Origin of the sequence: Planctomicrobium mucosum, assembly GCF_051466335.1 — a bacterium.
Taxonomy (GTDB): Bacteria; Planctomycetota; Planctomycetia; order Planctomycetales; family Planctomycetaceae; genus Planctomicrobium.
In genome coordinates this window covers 4,239,350-4,256,012 of the sequence record NZ_CP195793.1, presented here as the reverse complement: position 1 = coordinate 4,256,012, position 16,663 = coordinate 4,239,350, and the positions used below count along the sequence as shown (strand labels likewise).

The following is a 16,663-nucleotide window of genomic DNA, read 5'->3' as shown; positions in this document are numbered from 1 at the left end:
CCGACTTCCTTGTGGTGTCGACGGGGACTTGCGAGCGTCACGCAACAAAGACGAAGGATTCCGTCGCGACGAGTGACGTTATATGGCGCAAATGATTTGCAAGTGCGGATCCGTTCCTGACAGCATCTTAGGTTGCAAGGGATCAGTTTCTATCGATTGGTTCAGCAGGGAATGTCGTAGAGGGAACGCCGTGCGATTGCTAATGCGTGCTCGAATTGATTGATGTCGCCGTGACGGAAAATAAGAGATGCCGCACCGAAGTGATGTTTTCAAGCGATGGGTTCTGCACACACAGACCTGTTCGTCCTCAACAGGTTGAGCGATTCCAACAACGGGCGGTACGAAACGGAGGGCAGCAACTATGAACGCGAATGGGCACGTGTTTTGAAGAAGCGTAAGTCCCCGGGTTTCAACACGGAAAGAAAGCAAATGGTGGCATACACTGCGGGGCGACGCCGTTGATGACGTTCGTGTCGCGAAGCACGTCGGTTGAAGTCGGCGAGAGCGCCTCTCATGAGAGTGTGGCGTTCCGGCGGCGATAAACGCAGCGTTCGAACGAGTTTTTGCCAACATTCGCCGCCACACACACCTGAGACAGGGGCTAAAGCGACGACCCCGACTTCAAGTCTACCGAGTCGATCATCTGGTCTTCGTCAGCGCCGAACTCCAGAACAATTTTCTGTTCTTCACCGGTCACATGCGACTTCACAATGATCTCGTCCCGTATCGCCTTATCCGCACCTGGGACCAGAATCAGCAACTCCACTGTTCCCTCGACAATGGGGATCACATTTCCGGGAGTCGCTCGTTTGAGTTCGCCCTTATCGTTGTAGACATAGGCGTCTCGCGGGATTTTTTGCTTGTAACGATCGCTTCCTTCAATAGTCCCAGAGAAGTCTGAAACGCGGACCACTTTTTTGTCCGCCGGGACCTTCATTCGAATCACAACGTGGTAATTCTGTCGCGTTTTCGGGTTCGATCCGGGGACACCATGTTTCAGGGATTTGTTGGAAATCTTGTTGACGATCGGATCGATAATTGGCCACGACCAGACCGAAAAACTCCCCGCTTTCACCGAATTGGCAGGCTCTTCGAGACGAAATCCAGTTCCCAGTGCACCGCTTGTCCCTCCCTCGCCCCCTTCTCCGCTGGCTCCGCCGCTTGCTCCGGCAGACTTCATGATCCCTGATGACAGGGAATCTGGCGGGAGGGGAAGGCTCATTGCGCTGGAGTCTAAGAGCGGAATATCATGAAATGAGTCGCTGCTGGACTGAGATGAGGGAGGGCTGAGGTCGATTCCAATGGGCTGGCCAATTTCTACCCCATCGCCACCGCCGTCTCCCCCCACGTTCACGAGTACGGTGGAAAGTTCCTTCTCTCGGGCAATGATCTTCATCACCGGGATCGACAGAAGCCCGAGTCCTACGATGTGGAGAAACAGCGAGATGAGGAAGCTGGTCCCTCCCAGCAGAGTGAAAAATCGACTCCAACTCCACGGCTTCAGTTCTGGTCGCGAATTCGCTTCGAACAGAGGGCCGGTAGCTGGAATGGCTCTTCGAGAAGGTGTAGGAGCTTGAGTCGGTTTGTTTCGACGGGGAGCTGCAGGCGGTGGAGAATCCATTGCACCCAGTTCCCTTCCTGTGAGAGCGACTTTCAATGAATGTTCACGCAATTGTTGAATCGGCGACGACTCAATTATCGCACCATCAACAAGATAAGACAATCTCGATTCAAATCGGAGACGCGAAACCCGAAGTCGCTATCCGATCCTCCGGCTACAGAACCGCAGATCTGTCTCGAATGTGATCGGCAATTCGAATGAAGAACGCCATTTTCTCTGAAGCGGAAAGAAAAAACGCTTCACCCTCCAATGGAAAGGTGAAGCGTTTGGATTTTTGCTGAATTACTCAGCCGCCGGCGTTTCTTCAGTAGGCGTCTCTTCAGCGGGCGTTGCTGGCTCTGGAGTCGCGTCTGGAGGAGTGTCAGAATTCGCGGGTACTTCCGGAGTCGGTGTCGCTTCCGGTTCTTTCATCTCAGGAGCGGGTTCCGCTTCTGGAGCGATAGCCGGCTCTGTTTTTTCCGGCTCTGTCGTCAGCGGGGTTGCTGCAGGCTCAGCAGCCTCCGCTTCCTTCTCCATCCGTTGCTCCGAGATCACTTCAGGCAAGCCACCTTTAGCTGGAGCCGGTTCATTGTCAGACGGCATTTCCGCTTGGGGAACTTCCTCAACCAGGTCCTCGCGTTTGAGCTTCAATTGAACGAAGAGTTGTTCAGGAATCACGTAGTACCAGTCGGCAAATCGGGCGTTCAGCTCGTTGGCTCGCTTTTGCCCCACGGTCACTTTGTTTTGGTATTCCAGCTTCTGTGTCTCGAACACTTCCTTACGAAGTTCGAAATCCTGAAGTGCTTCCTGATAGGCCTTCTCGGCCGCGGCAGCTTTCTGTTCTTCAGTCGCATCGTCTGCAAGCGGAGCAACTTCTGGTTGAACAGGGGCCACAGGGGCTTGTGGCTCCGGACCAAGAAGCGATTTTGAGAAATACGCGGAGATGAACAGGTAGCGATTTTTGTCCTGAAGGGGAACTGCCGGTTTCTCACCTTCCGCTTCTGCGATCAGTTCTTTTGCTTCTTCTTCGGGCGACTTTGTCTCGCCGATTTCAATATCAACTGCAGTCCCGGAGAACTCCTGTCCGAATCCGAGTTCATAGTAGATCCCGGAGCTTGTTCCAACATTGACTTTACCTTCGTTGTAGATGAACTCGCCCCGCTTGCTGATGTAGACCCCTTTTCGACGCATGTCCTGCTGGGTCAACGGATCAATAGAGAGGGTTCCATCTTCGCTCTTCAGTCCATCGCTCAAGGCCTCTGGTTTCTTGCGGACTCCGACAATCTGCAGGTCGTTGATCGAACGCAAGACCCCATCGATTTCTTTGGCAATGACTTGTTCAGTCTCAGGATTCAGGCCCTCGAGTACCCATTGCTGGCTCTCAGCGGAGCGGGTGATGTCGATCGTTTCATCCTGAATGATCCGACCTTCCGATTCATCAACCGAGTACCGGTTGATAATCAACTCGTTGACATCCGATGGTTGAAGCTCGAGGAGATCCTTCTCGATCCAGTCTGCAAATTTGGTTGAGACTTTGAGATTTCCCAGATCCGCTGTGTAGAAGCGGTCTTCATCAGCGCGACGAACGTAAAACATCCCCGGAAATTTTTCGACCTGCTTGCCGACAATGTAATCGACGAGGACTTCTGTTCCTTTGAAGAGTGTAATGCGAGTTCCGCGACCTTCCGTACCGCCCGTGTCTGTATTGAGTGGATCGAGCAGGCCATAGCGTTTCTGAGCGTCTTTTGATCGCTCCACGAGCGCCTGTCGGCTGACACCCAAAACGGCCGCTGCAATCTTACTGAGCTGGTCTTTTCCATCAGCGGGGTAATCGTGATGCGAAGGAATACGCCACTTCCCATCCTTCACTTCGACCTTGAAGAGATCGGTTTTTCCGTTCTCTGGATTGTAGGCGGCAACCTGCAATCCGGTCGCAATCGCAGGATCTTCGAAGTCGGGGTAGAACTGAGTCCCGACATCCGTGAAATCGGTAATGTCCGCTGGTTGTCTGGAGTAATATGTTCCTGCCGCCACAACGACGGATGCGACAGCAACACCCAGGAAGACCAGCGTTTTGACAGTTTGTGTCATCTCTCTCATCCTTCCAATTTACGGCTCACCGGCCGCAGGTCGTTTCCCCTGAAACAACCTCGAATGACTACTTGATCGCGTTTGAACACAGAGTTTCGATGGTGACTTCCGACTTATTCACGGCGTCGATCACTGGCGATGCCTTTTCGCTCATCAAAGATTCGGGACACCACAACGATCAGTCCCAGGAAAATTGCTGGCAACGGTGGGATGAACACAGCCCAAAGCCGGATTCCCCGTTCGATCTTGCGGATGTCCTGCTCGGTTTCTGTTCGAATCTGGCGAACACGAATTTGTTTCTCGCGTTCGATCTCATTTTCACGTTGCTGCAACTTTCGGTTTTCCGCTTCTGTCGCGTTCTGTAACCGAATCTGAACTGCCTGAACGTCAACATTCCCAGACTGCATTTCCTTCTGAAGCTCATTGACCACTTTCGTGAGTCTCTCCTTCGCTTCATCCAATTCTTTCGCTGCCGCCTCGTCTGCGTCGGCGATTTCTTGAGTTCTCTGAGATTCAAATTTCTTCTTGCGTGCCTCAAGCTCTGTGAGGGTGCGGTGTTGAGCACGTCGCTTTCGCAATTCGATAAACCGCTCGTCGCCAGCCAGATAATCGACACAGTTCAGGACAAACAGAACGTTGTCGATCTTGAAGTCCATCATCTGCTGCTGCCAGACCTGGAACATCAGGTCGTGGACGATGTCGAGGTCGGCAATGAAGATTGCGTTCAGTTTCTTGCTCTCTTTTCCTTTGAGCAACGCCGCTGTGACATACGCTTCGTCGGTGAGTTTGTGAGGAATTTGTTGGAGGTCTCGATACTGTCGGCTCCCACCAAATCCTTGACGAGTCAGCTTGTCCCAAGTGTTGACCCCGGTTGTCTCTGCACGGGTCTTCAGTAGCCAGGTGACATCGACGTCCGAGTCACGCTCCGCGATAAACCCCGGTGAGAAGGTGATCAATTCCTGAAGTCCAGAAGTAATTGAACTCTTGGCGTTGATACTTCCCTGACCGTCCAAAAACATCAGTTCAGCGGGGTAAGCTTCTGCAACTCGAGGGTGTGGATTGTAGGTGTCGAAGACGCTGTTTCGGACATCCCACTTGATTCCCAACGCCTTCAGCACAGTGCTTGCTTTGCCACCATCCGCTTTGGGTTCGGATCTCCCCTGCATTCCCATCATCGCCATCATCCCCCCCTGAGGGTTTGGCTTAGGTTCGAGCGGCGCCCAGATAATTCCGGACGAGAAATTGTCTGGACCCCAAACTGGAGCGGGGTCGTCGAATACAAGAACCGGTTTGCCGGATTCAATGTACGTTGCCAGGTTTTCAGCCTGCGGCTGGGTGAGCGATGACGGCAAAATCGCGACCAGGACGTCCATCTCAGTGGTGATCGGGTTTCCCGGATCGACCTCTTTGACCTCGTACTGCTTCTTCAATTCCTGAACGATCTGCCATTCAGGCAATTGTCGAGAAGACTGAATATCCAGTCCACCCATCGCCTTCACGTCCGTGGAGAGAATCCCGATCACTCTTCGTTTTTCTTGAGCGATGGTCGCGACTGATCGAGTCAGCTCGTACTCGATTGGTGTTCCGCGATCAAAAAAGGGAATCGTAACCGTATCGAACCCGCTGGTGAGAACGACGCCGAGGTAAATATCGTTCTGGGTAAATCGTCCTCCCTCTTCGCTTTGAATGGAACGTGGGAGAATTCCAAGTCCCTCAGCTTGTTCGGCAGCGTCGCTGAAAGGCTCGACATCCACGATGCGCAGCTGGATATTCTTTCCAGCTCGTTTGTCGAACTCATTTAGTTTGTTGATGAGATCCTTCCGGATCGCGACGAAATCTTGAGGGACTTCGGAAGAGATAAACGCCTGAATTGTCACCGGCTTGTCGTTCGGGATTTTGCTGAGTGATTCCAGCGTAACAGGTGCCAGTGTGTGTAGTTTTTCTGTCGACGTGTCGACGCTATTGCCAGCTGTGGCAAAAGTGTAAGTGAGAGCCAGCAAGGCCACTCCCAGGCAGACGACTCTCGCCAAATACTGGCCGGTCATGTTGCTGGAATCCTTGCCGCCAGCCCAATGGCGTCGGCCGATCATCACCGCATTGAGATATAGGAAAAATGCCGTCAGGCCGACGAAATAAAAGATGCTGCTGTAAGCGACTTTTCCGGACGTAAATCCAGCGAGATGTCCCGAAACGCTGAGCGGCTCTGTGATTCTGAGGTTGTCCCGCATGAATTCACGTACCCCCGGAATCTGGTCGATAAACACGGGAATCGCACAAATGACCGCCCCGAGTACGAAGGCCACAGTTGCACTGCTTGTCAGTACAGAGGCGAACATCCCGGCTGCCAGAAGAGCGGCACCCGCAAGCCAGTAGCCAAAATACGTTGTGGCGATCAGCCCCCAGTCAGGATTTCCTAACCGTTCAAGCACAATCCCGTGTGTGAGTGAGAACAGCAACGCGACGGTGTAAACTGCCAGCACTGCCAGATATTTCCCGATCAGAATCTGGAAATCGGTCGCGGGGAGTGTGAACAGAAGTTCGTCGGTTCCAAGTTTTCGTTCATCCGACCACGCTGTCATAGTGATTGCTGGGATAATAAACAGCAACAACAGAGGGAATCGGGAGTTGAGTTGATCCAGATTGGCGAGATTGTTCGCAAAGAACTGGGCGTCGAATGCGAGAAATGCGCCCGCAACGACGAAAACGACAATAAACAGATAGCCGAGCATACCCGAAAAGTAACTCGCAACATTCCGTTTGAAGACGGCTAGAACAACGGGACTACGCATGGATATTTCTTTTGATGTCTGACACGATTTTGAATGAAAGGCTGCTGTTCAGCAGCTGACGATCCGCAACGCTGGAATAACGCCGCTAAGCAGCGCCTCCTGTCAGTTGCCTGAACCGGGAGTCGAGATCAGTCCCGGATCCCTTCATTTCCTGGACATCTCCATCCAGGACAACGCGTCCCCTGTTAATCAGGATGACGCGGCTGCACACCGCTTCGACTTCACTCAGAATATGAGTCGAAAGCAAAACCGTTTTCGTCTTACCCAATTCAAGAATCAGCTCACGAACCTGAAATGTCTGGTTCGGATCGAGTCCGCTGGTCGGTTCGTCCAGAATCAGGATCTCTGGATCATGTAACAGGGCGTGAGCCATTCCGACTCGCTGACGGTATCCGCGCGACAGCTTGCCAATCTGCTTTTTCCAGACATCTGATAGCGAGCACTTTGCTGCCACGTAGTCGAGACGATTTTTCAATAGACCGGAGCTTAAACCACGGGCCTGCCCGAGATATTTGAGCAACCCAACTGGTGTCATTTCATTGTAGAGAGGGCCATTTTCCGGGAGGTAACCGATTAATCGGCTCGCCTCGATCCGGTTCTTGGCGACGTCCAGCCCGCCGATACGTGCGACACCTTCGCTGGGAGAAAGAAACCCCGTCAGAAGTTTCATGGTCGTCGATTTACCAGCCCCGTTGGGACCGAGAAACGCTGCCACCTGTCCCGCGAGAACGGAGAAACTGACGTCCTTCGTGGCAACAAACGGACCATAGAACTTGCTAAGCCCCTGCGCCTCGATCATTGTGGCAGGTGACGATCGTTCAATCATGGACACGACTCCTCAAACTGGCTGCGTCAACATCAGACACACGACAATAGACACGCGAAAATCGATAAAACGCTCAGGGTATCGTACAACGTTGTGGCTGGATACGGATCAATTCGTATTTCTGCTTCCAGCGTCTTCAAACGAGAGGCGATTCCCCAGCCTGAGCAGCATATTGAATAATGAGTCGCGTCGATGCGTCAAGCGAAGCTCTGTGGGAGAAAGACTCTCACTCGACTGATGAGCCCCGACTGATGAGCAAGGTGATTTCGAGTGAGGATCTCAGCGAAAAAACATGCCCATATTGTGTGCCGGGGGGCAATCGCAGCGGAAAGTGATCCGAAAACTTTCCGGTCCCTCCCTAGTCCCTGCTCCCCGCGAGACCGTACACTTCGGGCTGATTCTCAGATTCTTATAAAAGTGGTTTTCAATGAGTGACGATCTCGACTCTGACGCCGAACTGGACGCTGACCAAGAGGTCCTGAGCCTGACAGTAGAAGCACGCGCCCACGGTTGGCGGGTCGATCATTACCTGTCAAGAATTTATCCCAACCATAGCCGCGTACTCTTTCAGAAGGCGATCGAGCAGCAACTGGTGGTGGTCAACGGGCTTCCGGTTAAAGCCTCGCGTCGATTGCGAGTCAATGATCACATCTCGCTCACTCTGCCGGAGGAGCCTGATAGTAGCCTCGCTCCCGAGGATATTCCGCTCAGTATTATCTACGAAGATGACGCGATTGCTGTCATCAATAAACCGGCGAATATGGTGACCCATCCCGGGAAAGCTCATTACACCGGAACCTTGGCGGCAGCTGTCCAGTTTCATTTCGACACCCTCAGCGATATCGCAGGTCAATTACGACCGGGGATTGTTCATCGACTCGACCGAGACACTACAGGCGTCATTTTGATCGCCAAGGATAATCAGGTTCACAATCGATTGAGTCGGCAATTTGAGCAGCGGGAAGTCTTCAAAGAGTATCGGGCAGTGGTTCGTGGCAAGCTCGATCGCAACGAAGACTACATCCGGACGCATCTCAAAGTGCACCCGAAGGCACGCGAGAAGATGATTGTCTGTCAACCAGACGAGAAGTCGCGTGATGCGGTCACAAAATACGTGGTTCTCCGCAGGTTTAAGGGGTTCGCAGAAGTTCAGTTGCTGCCGGAAACTGGTCGCACGCATCAGTTGCGAGTGCATATGCAGCATCTGAAAGCCCCCTGCGTTGCCGATCGGGCGTACGCTGGGCATGACAAGATCTTTTTGTCGGAATTGCAGGGACTCCCTGTTCAGGAGGGGGAAGAGCCGATCATCGCACGTCAGGGGTTGCACGCCCACCGGTTGAGAATTCGTCATCCTGTGACCGAAGAGTGGATGGAGTTTGTCGCTCCGATCCCCGATGATATGCAAAGGATCTTGGATGCATTGGAAACATACCGAAAGCTCGACTGATGAAGCTCGCGAAAATCCGTTTGGACGGCCAACAGTTTGGTGTCGCTGTCATTGAAGAAAATGAGGCGAAATTACTCCCATTGGAGGGCAATTCCCCATTTGACTCCTTGGCGGACATCCTGAATTCACAGAATCCCAAACAGGTCGTCAACGAACTTCTCGCGAGGGCGACTTCGGTGCCGCTCAGTTCTGTGTCGTTTCTTGCTCCGATCGACGAGCAAGAGGTTTGGGCTGCGGGCGTGACTTACAAACGCAGCCAGGTTGCCCGAATGGAGGAGTCCGAGTCGGGCGCTTCCCATTACGACAAGGTTTATACAGCTGATCGGCCGGAACTCTTCTTCAAAGCGACTCCTAACCGAGTTTCAGGTCCAGGGGAGGCGGTCCGGGTTCGCTACGACAGCAATTGGACCGTTCCGGAACCGGAACTCGCTCTTGTTCTGAACTCGAAACTCGAAATCGTTGGTTACACAATCGGCAACGATATGTCTGCCCGCGACATCGAAGGCGAGAACCCTCTCTACCTTCCGCAGGCCAAAGTGTACCGACAATGCTGTGCACTGGGACCAGTGGTTCTTCTGGCGAATGAACCACTCAATCTTCAGGAGACAAAAGTTCGCCTGAAGATTGATCGAGCTGGAGAAACACTCTTTTCTGGTGAAACAGATCTCGGACAACTTCACCGCAAGCTTCCTGATCTCGCGGGCTGGTTGGGCCGCGAAGACAATTTCCCCCGCGGGGCCTTTCTTCTCACCGGCACAGGCATTGTTCCGGACGACAATTTCTCGCTCGAAGACGGCGACGAGATTGCGATCGAGATTACAGGCATTGGCGTACTGCGGAATGTCGCTGTAAAGGGATAAATCCCGCAAAGTCGACGAGCGAAGCAGAGCCGGGGTAACAACGTGCAGTTTTTCACGTTGTTACCGTCCGTGCGGGCTCCAAAATGAAGTCTGCAAAGATTGTGGGCGAATTGGGTTGCCGAGACACTCTCGCCCCATTAAATTGGGCGAACCACTTGCCCAAGTGGCGAAATTGGCAGACGCGCTAGGTTGAGGGCCTAGTGGAGGTAAAACTCCTTGCAGGTTCGACCCCTGTCTTGGGCACTAAAAATCCAACTCGATTGAGTTGGATTTTTTCGTTTCCATCCCGTTCTCTTCTGGAATCGCTTTTCTCGGATGCGTTTTCCGGCGACTCGTTGAGATTCTGTGGGGATCCAGTTCTTCACATTCGCTAAATTGCCACGATTGCCGCTGCGCAGGTTGAAGTGATGTTTGGTCGTCCATTACGACGACTTCTTACAAAATTCTCTCCCCGTTCGCCGATTCGCTGGTCGAAAAAATCGCTATAGCTTCCCCTTTCCGAAATCGAGTAAAACCTGCGCCGAAGTGACGGGCATCACTGACGAGGCGGTGGCGTTCGGCGGAATGAACAACGTGTGGATTGTTTAACTCGTTGGGATTTCAGTGGTTCTGGAAAGGGCTGTCTCAAGCGTCGAAGCAGAAACCGCAGGGAAGACGGAATTTCCATGAATTTGACTGTTCGTAATCAGACGATGAGCTGTTGGGTTCTCGTTCTTGCGGGGGTCGTTGCCACGTTGCTGCCCGGGTGTGCCAATATGAATCGGGCTCAGTCCGGGGCCCTGGCTGGAACTGCGCTCGGTACCGTCGCGGGGGCGATGATCGGCGGTCACAACGGAAGCGCGGTCGGCGGAGCGATGCTTGGAGCAGCCACTGGAGCGATTGCCGGCGGAATCATCGGTGACGCGGAGGACGCCCGGGACCAGCGAGACATCGCCTATGCTCAGCGAGATGGTGCCATTGCCCAGGCTCAATATGTTTCCCATCAGAAGCAGCAAGCGATCACGAATTTTGATTTGATTCGGCTCACTCAGAGTGGAGTCAGCGACGACGTCATCATCAATATGATTATCGCCCGTGGCGGTAATTTTGATATGACCACTGAATCGGTCATCACGCTGAAGAATAACGGCGTTTCAGATCAAGTGATTCTTGCGGCCCAGCAGGCGCGAGCCCCTGTTGTGACCGCGGCACCTTCCCCGGAAGTCGTTGTCGTCAAACAGCATCCCGCAGTGATTGTCGAACCAGCCCCGATTTATTACGGGTATGGCTTCGGCTACCACCATCATCACCGCCCGTACCGACATCGCCATCATGGCAGCCATGTTGGAGTGCATTTCGGGTTCTAGGTCGCCGCTCAGGCAGAGTCAGGCAGTCGTGCAGAGACCGAGCCAACTCACTCGTAGTTTGAAGTAAATTGCCTCCGCTCTCAACTTGCAGGTTGAAAGAGGAGGCAAGTTAAGCTCGCTTAGAACTGAAATTTACCTTCGGCCGCAAATTGCGAGATTTTCTTGCGGCCGCTTGGAATTTCCCGTTCACGCATCGCTGCAGGAAGCTGGGCTGGATCACCGGGGTGCCCGAGTGCAATCATGCATTCAACGTGATGTCCTTCGGGGATTCCGAGCTTTTCGATGGCTGCTTCTGGATCAAATCCAGCCATTGCGTGAGCCGCCACATCCCCTCGAAGGGAAGCCTGAAGCAAGAGATTCTGGACGGCCATACCGGTGTCGAGAGAATGGGATCGATTGGGCTTGTCGTTGCGATCGAACTTCGTTTTTGAGACGACGACAACCAAAACGCCCGCATTTGCACACCACGTCTGATTTCCCGGCATCAGCAGATCAAAGTATGTCTGCCAGAATTCGGTGTCGCGATGGGCGTAAAGGAATCGCCATTCCTGTTCATTGTTGCTTGAAGGGGCCCAGCGGGCTGCTTCCAGAAGCGAGTTCACCACGGATTGGGGAATCGGTTTTCCGGTGAATGCTCGAGGAGACCAACGCTTCAGGAACAGGTCAGAAACCTCGTGGTCAGCTGTTCGATAGGCGAGTGGATTGGGCAAATTGGACATTCGGTTTTCCAGTTCTGATGGCTTCGGAGCTGATATTCAGGTCATCTTACTACAAAACTATCCTGATCAGTTTTATTCGGCCAGTGGATTTTCAGGGTGAGTGGCGATCACGCGGGGGATTTTCGTGGTCTGGCGGTCGTCTCCACGTCGCTCAAGACGATCGGTGGGGGCCCTCTCGAGTCGCGACAAACCGACAGTTTCGTATGATGTCGACAATTCCGGACGAATCACGGTTTTCTTGCAAGTGGAACGCAATCGAGACTCAAATTGAAATCCAAACGCCAGTACCCCACAATTAGACAGATTCAGGAGCCCTTCAGCTAAATCGACTGAAAGTGATGTCGGTTTGTTTGAAAGACTCCCTTGCTCTCTCACGAGCATTCTTGAGACTGTTCAGCATCTGGAATTCAGCGTGTCCGACTCCACCACTATCGCAAATCCACCTGCCCACCTCGCGGGATCTCGCGGCGCGATTGTGAATATCGCAGCCTATTTATTCGTCACACTGGATCGCCTGCAGGAACGTCAGCGTGAACTCAAGGGGCTCTGCAAGGAACTTCGGCTCAAGGGGACAATTCTGCTGACCCCGGAAGGGATTAATCTCTTCATGGCTGGTGGGCGATTAGAAGTCGATTCACTTCTGGCATTCCTGCGAAGTGATCCCCTGTTCGCTGCATTGGAAGTCAAAGAGAGCTTCAGCGATGACCAACCCTTCGAAAGGTTGCTCATCAAGGTAAAGAGCGAGATCATTGCATTCGGCGTGGAGGGGGTTGATCCTCGGAAAAAGACGTCGAAGAAGATCGCTCCAGCGGAACTGAAGGAGTGGATCGACGCAGGAAAAGAGATCATTCTGCTCGATACTCGCAACGACTACGAAGTGCGGGTCGGGACTTTCGACAACGCGATCCCTATCGGTGTGGATAACTTCCGAGATTTTCCGGAAGCTGTTGAGCGCCTCCCGGAAGAGATGCGTGACAAGCCTGTGGTGATGTTCTGCACTGGCGGAATTCGTTGCGAAAAAGCGGGCCCGATGATGGAAAATGCGGGCTTTAAGAACATTTACCAGCTGAGCGGTGGGATTCTCAAGTACTTCGAAGATGTCGGTGGCGACCACTATCATGGAGAATGCTTTGTCTTTGACAAACGTGTTGCGCTCGATCCGAAGCTGCAGCCGACGGATACCCAGCAGTGTTACGCCTGCCTGCAACCGTTGACGGTCGAAGATCAGCAATCTCCTTACTATGACCCTCCGCACGTTTGCCCGCATTGCTATCTGACTCCAGTACAGAAGCAGCAACTCTTGATGGAAAAGCGTCGTAATGCAATTGCACAGGCGACGTCGCCACTCCCCGGGAGCGTTCCCTATGACAATCCTCGCCCATTGAATGTCCGGGAGCAGTACGCAGGGATGACACTCCTGAATTTCCTGCAGGCGAATCATCCGCATCTCGGGGACGCATTCTGGGAAGAGGCGTGTGCTTCCGGAAAAATTCTGCAGGATGGCAAGCCTGTCAGTGCCACTCGTATTGTCAAACCCGGAGAACAGTTCGCCCATTTGTCTCCGGCCACGACCGAACCGGATGTGAACCCGAATATTCAGATTCTGGATGAGGATGATGCGCTGGTTGTAGTCAACAAGCCAGCCCCGCTCCCTTGTCATCCCAGCGGGCGTTTCAATCGGAACACCCTGCAATGGATTCTCAACGAGGTCTATTCTCCCCTGAAGCTGCGCCCACCTCACCGGCTCGATGCAAATACGACGGGTGTTGTGGTTCTGTGCAAGTCGCGAGCTGTGACTCAGAAGGTGCAATCACAGTTCGAGGCAGCCACAGTCAAAAAAGAATATTTAGTGCGAGTTCAGGGAACGGTCGAGTGGGAAACATTCGATTGCAACGCTCCCATCACGGCTGAGCCGGTGGAATGCGGAGGGCGCGTTGTCGCAGATGATGGGCTTTCGTCGCAGACTCGTTTTGAGCGTCTCATCAAGCTGGCTGATGGAACGACGCTGCTTCGTGCGATTCCGGTGACAGGACGGACGAATCAGATTCGGGTTCATCTGTGGCACCTCGGGTATCCGGTTCTGGGAGACCCGCTCTACTTGCCCGGACAGCGGTTAGGCCAGACGCAAACTCAATCGAATGGAGATGTTATGTGCCTCCACGCATTGAAGTTGGAGCTGAACCACCCCATTTCAGGAAACCGGGTGACCTATACTGCTCCTGCACCGGAGTGGGCACAAGATTGGGCGAACTAGCGATTTTTCGAGCCGTTTGCTCTTTCCGGGCACGCCCGATAAACTGTTCGCTTCACATAGTTTCGATCATTGAGCGTTTCGACGCTCCGCAGAAAGGTTGCCGGTTTATGGCCAAAGAAGGGGCCATTGAAATGGAAGGCCAAGTGCTTGAAGCCTTGGCGAATACGCAATTTCGTGTGCAATTGGACAATGGACACATTGTTCTGGCGCACGTCTCTGGAAAAATGCGTAAAAACTTCATCAGGATTGTGCCTGGAGACCGCGTGAAAGTGGAAGTCTCTCCGTACGATCTGACGCGTGGGCGTATTACATACCGCGCGAAATAGTATTGAACTGTTTTCGTTTGATGGTTCAGGACGCGAGCGATGCTTCGCGTCTTTTCGTTGGGTGCTGCGCAATTCGTCAAATGTGGATGAAACGAATTGTAGGGGCAGTCCGCTCGAATTCGGCTCCACCGGACCGACCGGTATTGATCAATCAATTTTTTGTTCAATGTTCCGGATTTGGGAAGCGTTTGATTCCCGTTACTCGCAGACAAGGCTTCAGTTCGAATGGCAGGACCCGACTCAATCGTAGCGGATTCTCGCTCTCCGGAGCCTCAACTTCCCTCCGTCGTTCTATTCACTGACGGTGCCTGCAGCGGAAACCCTGGTCCCGGCGGATGGGGATACATCCTTCGTCACCCGGCGAGTGGTGCAGAGAAAGAAGGTTCAGGGGGAGAAGCTCTCACTACCAACAACCAGATGGAACTCTCCGCGGTCATCTTTGGACTCGAGGCACTTCGGCGTCGCAGTCGAGTCGAGGTTGTCACAGACAGCACATACGTCGCTAAAGGGGCTATGGAATGGATGCCCGGATGGAAGCGAAATGGCTGGCGGCGTAAAGAGAAGAACAGCTGGAAGCCGGTCAAAAACGTGGAATACTGGCAAAAGCTGGACGGTCTACTGGAGCGGCACGATGTCCGCTTCACCGTCATTAAGGGGCACAGCGGCCACCCGGAAAACGAACGTTGCGACGAACTTGCTGTCGCTGCTGCTGCGACATTCAAAGCCTCGCAAGTGATCCCGACCGACTCGGGATCGGACGACTCGGAAGAATAAAACACCTCGTCCGACTGGAGTCGAACGAGGTGCAATTTACTCATTCACTGAATGTCGTCGATTGTACTATGCAATCACTCCGTGAATTGGCTCTGCTTCGACAACTCCGGTCAGTTTCTGCTCGAGACCTCCGTAGAAGTAATTGAGCTTGTTGTGATCCAGCCCCATCAGATGCAGGATAGTGGCGTGCAGGTCTCGGATGTGGTGGCGATTTTCAACCGCAGCCATTCCGAGATCATCGGTTTCACCGTAGCTCGTGCCCCCTTTGATACCGCCCCCTGCCATCCAGTAGCAGAAGCCTTTCGGGTTATGGTCGCGACCGTGAGCGTCTCCCTGAGAAACAGGCTGACGTCCGAATTCCCCACCCCAGACAACCAGAGTCTCGTCCAGCAGGCCGCGCTGCTCCAGATCTTGCAGAAGTCCTGCGATGGGCCGATCGACTTCGCGGGAATGAATGTCGAGGTTTTCTTCCATGCCGAAGTGGGCATCCCAGCTCGTCTGCTGATGTCCACCGCCGCTGTAGATTTGAACGAAGCGAACACCACGCTCGACGAGTCGACGTGCGATCAGGCACTGACGCCCGAAGTGTGCAGGGCCGACTGACAGTTTGTGTTCAGGCTTGGGATCAAAAATTCCGTACATCTCCTGAGTCTGCTGGGTTTCAGAACTCAGATCCAACGATTCTGGCGCGGTACTCTGGAGCTGAAATGCCAGTTCGTAGCTCGCAATGCGAGCCTGCAACTCAGAGTACCCCGGGTTCTGAGTGAGGTGCATCTCGTTCAGTTCGTTTAATGCCGAAATCTGCTCTCGCTGCATTCTGGATGTGACACCTGGGGGTGGAGCCAGATTCAGAATCGGCTGCCCAGAAGAGCGGAACACAGTCCCTTGATACGCTGCAGGCATGAAACCGCTCGACCAGTTCGTCGCTCCACTGATCGGCCCGCCACGTGGGTCAAGCATGACGACGTAACCCGGCAGGTTCTGGTTAGGGCTACCAAGGCCGTAATTCAGCCAGGCTCCGATCGATGGATACCCCTGAATGATGCGTCCGCTATTCATTTGCAGCATCGCTGAGCCGTGAGCGAAGGAATCGCTATAGAGGCTCTTGATGACCGCCATCTTGTCCATGTGTTTGGCCATGTGCGGGAACGTGTCGGAGCACCAAAGACCGCATTCTCCGTGCTGGGCAAACTTCCGACGACTCGCCAGTAATTTTGATGGTTGGACGCTGCGACGGCGAATTTCCGTCTGCACCTCTTCCCCGTCACGTTTTTGCAATTCTGGCTTATAGTCGAAGGTGTCCATCGACGACGGGCCGCCGTACATGAACAGGAAGATCACCGACTTGGCTTTGGTGGGGAAATGCTGTGGCTTAGGAGCCAGCAGCGGAACCGCACCGGTCGTTTCATTTGCCTGAGCACTTTTGCCGAAGAAGCCATCCGCCTGTAGCAGGCCTGACAGCGCGACGCCTGAAAACCCCGCTCCCATTTCCCAGAGAAACTGGCGACGAGGCCGATGTGCTCGTTGAAAATCGTTCATCACTTCCCTCACTTCTGAACAATGTTGTGACACATCACATGTCGCTTCGATTGTGGGATGGCAGCACTCGATCAAACGATTCGGCTGCAAGT

General features: G+C 53.5%; 12 protein-coding genes and 1 tRNA gene. 7 read left to right on the top strand and 6 right to left on the bottom strand.

From position 1 onward, the window contains the following. Nucleotides 1–601: 601 nt before the first annotated feature. The 4 genes from SH668x_RS16895 to SH668x_RS16880 form a co-directional block, all read right to left on the bottom strand. Nucleotides 602–1,621 carry a hypothetical protein gene (locus tag SH668x_RS16895; RefSeq protein ID WP_437186232.1) on the bottom strand — a complete coding sequence of 340 codons (1,020 nt, stop codon included), beginning with the start codon at nt 1,619–1,621 and terminating at the stop codon, nt 602–604. A gap of 282 nt (nt 1,622–1,903) precedes the next feature. Then, nucleotides 1,904–3,691: a DUF4340 domain-containing protein gene (locus SH668x_RS16890; protein WP_437186231.1), complete on the bottom strand. Its 1,788-nt coding sequence runs from the start codon at nt 3,689–3,691 to the stop codon at nt 1,904–1,906. 113 nt (nt 3,692–3,804) lie between these two features. Then, nucleotides 3,805–6,480, bottom strand: coding sequence for a Gldg family protein (locus SH668x_RS16885; RefSeq protein WP_437186230.1), 2,676 nt, complete (start codon nt 6,478–6,480; stop codon nt 3,805–3,807). A gap of 85 nt (nt 6,481–6,565) precedes the next feature. Further along, nucleotides 6,566–7,306 (bottom strand): ABC transporter ATP-binding protein, encoded by a 741-nt coding sequence (locus SH668x_RS16880; protein ID WP_437186229.1) that lies wholly within the window; start codon nt 7,304–7,306, stop codon nt 6,566–6,568. 427 nt (nt 7,307–7,733) lie between these two features. Between SH668x_RS16880 and SH668x_RS16875 the strand changes: the two genes are divergently transcribed. The 4 genes from SH668x_RS16875 (at nt 7,734) to SH668x_RS16860 (ending at nt 10,959) form a co-directional block, all read left to right on the top strand. Further along, nucleotides 7,734–8,753, top strand: a complete 1,020-nt coding sequence (locus SH668x_RS16875) for an RluA family pseudouridine synthase (protein WP_437186228.1) — start codon at nt 7,734–7,736, stop codon at nt 8,751–8,753. After that, nucleotides 8,753–9,613 carry a fumarylacetoacetate hydrolase family protein gene (locus SH668x_RS16870; RefSeq protein ID WP_437186227.1) on the top strand — a complete coding sequence of 287 codons (861 nt, stop codon included), beginning with the start codon at nt 8,753–8,755 and terminating at the stop codon, nt 9,611–9,613. Before SH668x_RS16875 ends, SH668x_RS16870 begins: the two co-directional genes overlap by 1 nt. 157 nt (nt 9,614–9,770) lie before the next feature. Beyond that, a tRNA-Leu gene (locus SH668x_RS16865) sits at nt 9,771–9,856 on the top strand. Between the two features lie 422 nt (nt 9,857–10,278). Further along, nucleotides 10,279–10,959 carry a glycine zipper family protein gene (locus SH668x_RS16860; protein ID WP_437186226.1) on the top strand — a complete coding sequence of 227 codons (681 nt, stop codon included), beginning with the start codon at nt 10,279–10,281 and terminating at the stop codon, nt 10,957–10,959. Nucleotides 10,960–11,078: 119 nt separating this feature from the next. Here SH668x_RS16860 and SH668x_RS16855 read toward each other — a convergent pair whose 3' ends face one another. Beyond that, nucleotides 11,079–11,678, bottom strand: a complete 600-nt coding sequence (locus SH668x_RS16855; protein ID WP_437186225.1) for a nitroreductase family protein — start codon at nt 11,676–11,678, stop codon at nt 11,079–11,081. Between the two features lie 412 nt (nt 11,679–12,090). Between SH668x_RS16855 and SH668x_RS16850 the strand changes: the two genes are divergently transcribed. The 3 genes from SH668x_RS16850 to rnhA all read left to right on the top strand — a co-directional run bounded on the left by SH668x_RS16850 (nt 12,091) and on the right by rnhA (nt 15,032). Further along, the gene (locus tag SH668x_RS16850) at nt 12,091–13,932 is read left to right on the top strand and encodes a sulfurtransferase (protein ID WP_437186224.1); all 1,842 of its coding nucleotides are present in this window, start codon (nt 12,091–12,093) and stop codon (nt 13,930–13,932) included. Nucleotides 13,933–14,039: 107 nt separating this feature from the next. Beyond that, nucleotides 14,040–14,258, top strand: coding sequence for a translation initiation factor IF-1 (infA, locus tag SH668x_RS16845; RefSeq protein WP_437186223.1), 219 nt, complete (start codon nt 14,040–14,042; stop codon nt 14,256–14,258). Nucleotides 14,259–14,483: 225 nt separating this feature from the next. Then, nucleotides 14,484–15,032, top strand: coding sequence for a ribonuclease HI (gene rnhA, locus SH668x_RS16840; RefSeq protein WP_437186222.1), 549 nt, complete (start codon nt 14,484–14,486; stop codon nt 15,030–15,032). 66 nt (nt 15,033–15,098) lie between these two features. Here rnhA and SH668x_RS16835 read toward each other — a convergent pair whose 3' ends face one another. Then, nucleotides 15,099–16,571 carry a DUF1501 domain-containing protein gene (locus SH668x_RS16835; RefSeq protein WP_437186221.1) on the bottom strand — a complete coding sequence of 491 codons (1,473 nt, stop codon included), beginning with the start codon at nt 16,569–16,571 and terminating at the stop codon, nt 15,099–15,101. Nucleotides 16,572–16,663: the final 92 nt, after the last annotated feature.

Bases quoted from the DNA above. Each gene is read 5' to 3' on its own strand.
- SH668x_RS16870 (WP_437186227.1), top strand. From the start codon at position 8,753: ATGAAGCTCGCGAAAATCCGTTTGGACGGCCAACAGTTTGGTGTCGCT.
- SH668x_RS16890 (WP_437186231.1), bottom strand. From the start codon at position 3,691: ATGACACAAACTGTCAAAACGCTGGTCTTCCTGGGTGTTGCTGTCGCA.
- SH668x_RS16860 (WP_437186226.1), top strand. From the start codon at position 10,279: ATGAATTTGACTGTTCGTAATCAGACGATGAGCTGTTGGGTTCTCGTT.
- infA (WP_437186223.1), top strand. From the start codon at position 14,040: ATGGCCAAAGAAGGGGCCATTGAAATGGAAGGCCAAGTGCTTGAAGCC.
- SH668x_RS16895 (WP_437186232.1), bottom strand. From the start codon at position 1,621: ATGGATTCTCCACCGCCTGCAGCTCCCCGTCGAAACAAACCGACTCAA.
- SH668x_RS16855 (WP_437186225.1), bottom strand. From the start codon at position 11,678: ATGTCCAATTTGCCCAATCCACTCGCCTATCGAACAGCTGACCACGAG.
- SH668x_RS16885 (WP_437186230.1), bottom strand. From the start codon at position 6,480: ATGCGTAGTCCCGTTGTTCTAGCCGTCTTCAAACGGAATGTTGCGAGT.
- SH668x_RS16835 (WP_437186221.1), bottom strand. From the start codon at position 16,571: ATGAACGATTTTCAACGAGCACATCGGCCTCGTCGCCAGTTTCTCTGG.
- SH668x_RS16875 (WP_437186228.1), top strand. From the start codon at position 7,734: ATGAGTGACGATCTCGACTCTGACGCCGAACTGGACGCTGACCAAGAG.
- SH668x_RS16880 (WP_437186229.1), bottom strand. From the start codon at position 7,306: ATGATTGAACGATCGTCACCTGCCACAATGATCGAGGCGCAGGGGCTT.
- rnhA (WP_437186222.1), top strand. From the start codon at position 14,484: ATGGCAGGACCCGACTCAATCGTAGCGGATTCTCGCTCTCCGGAGCCT.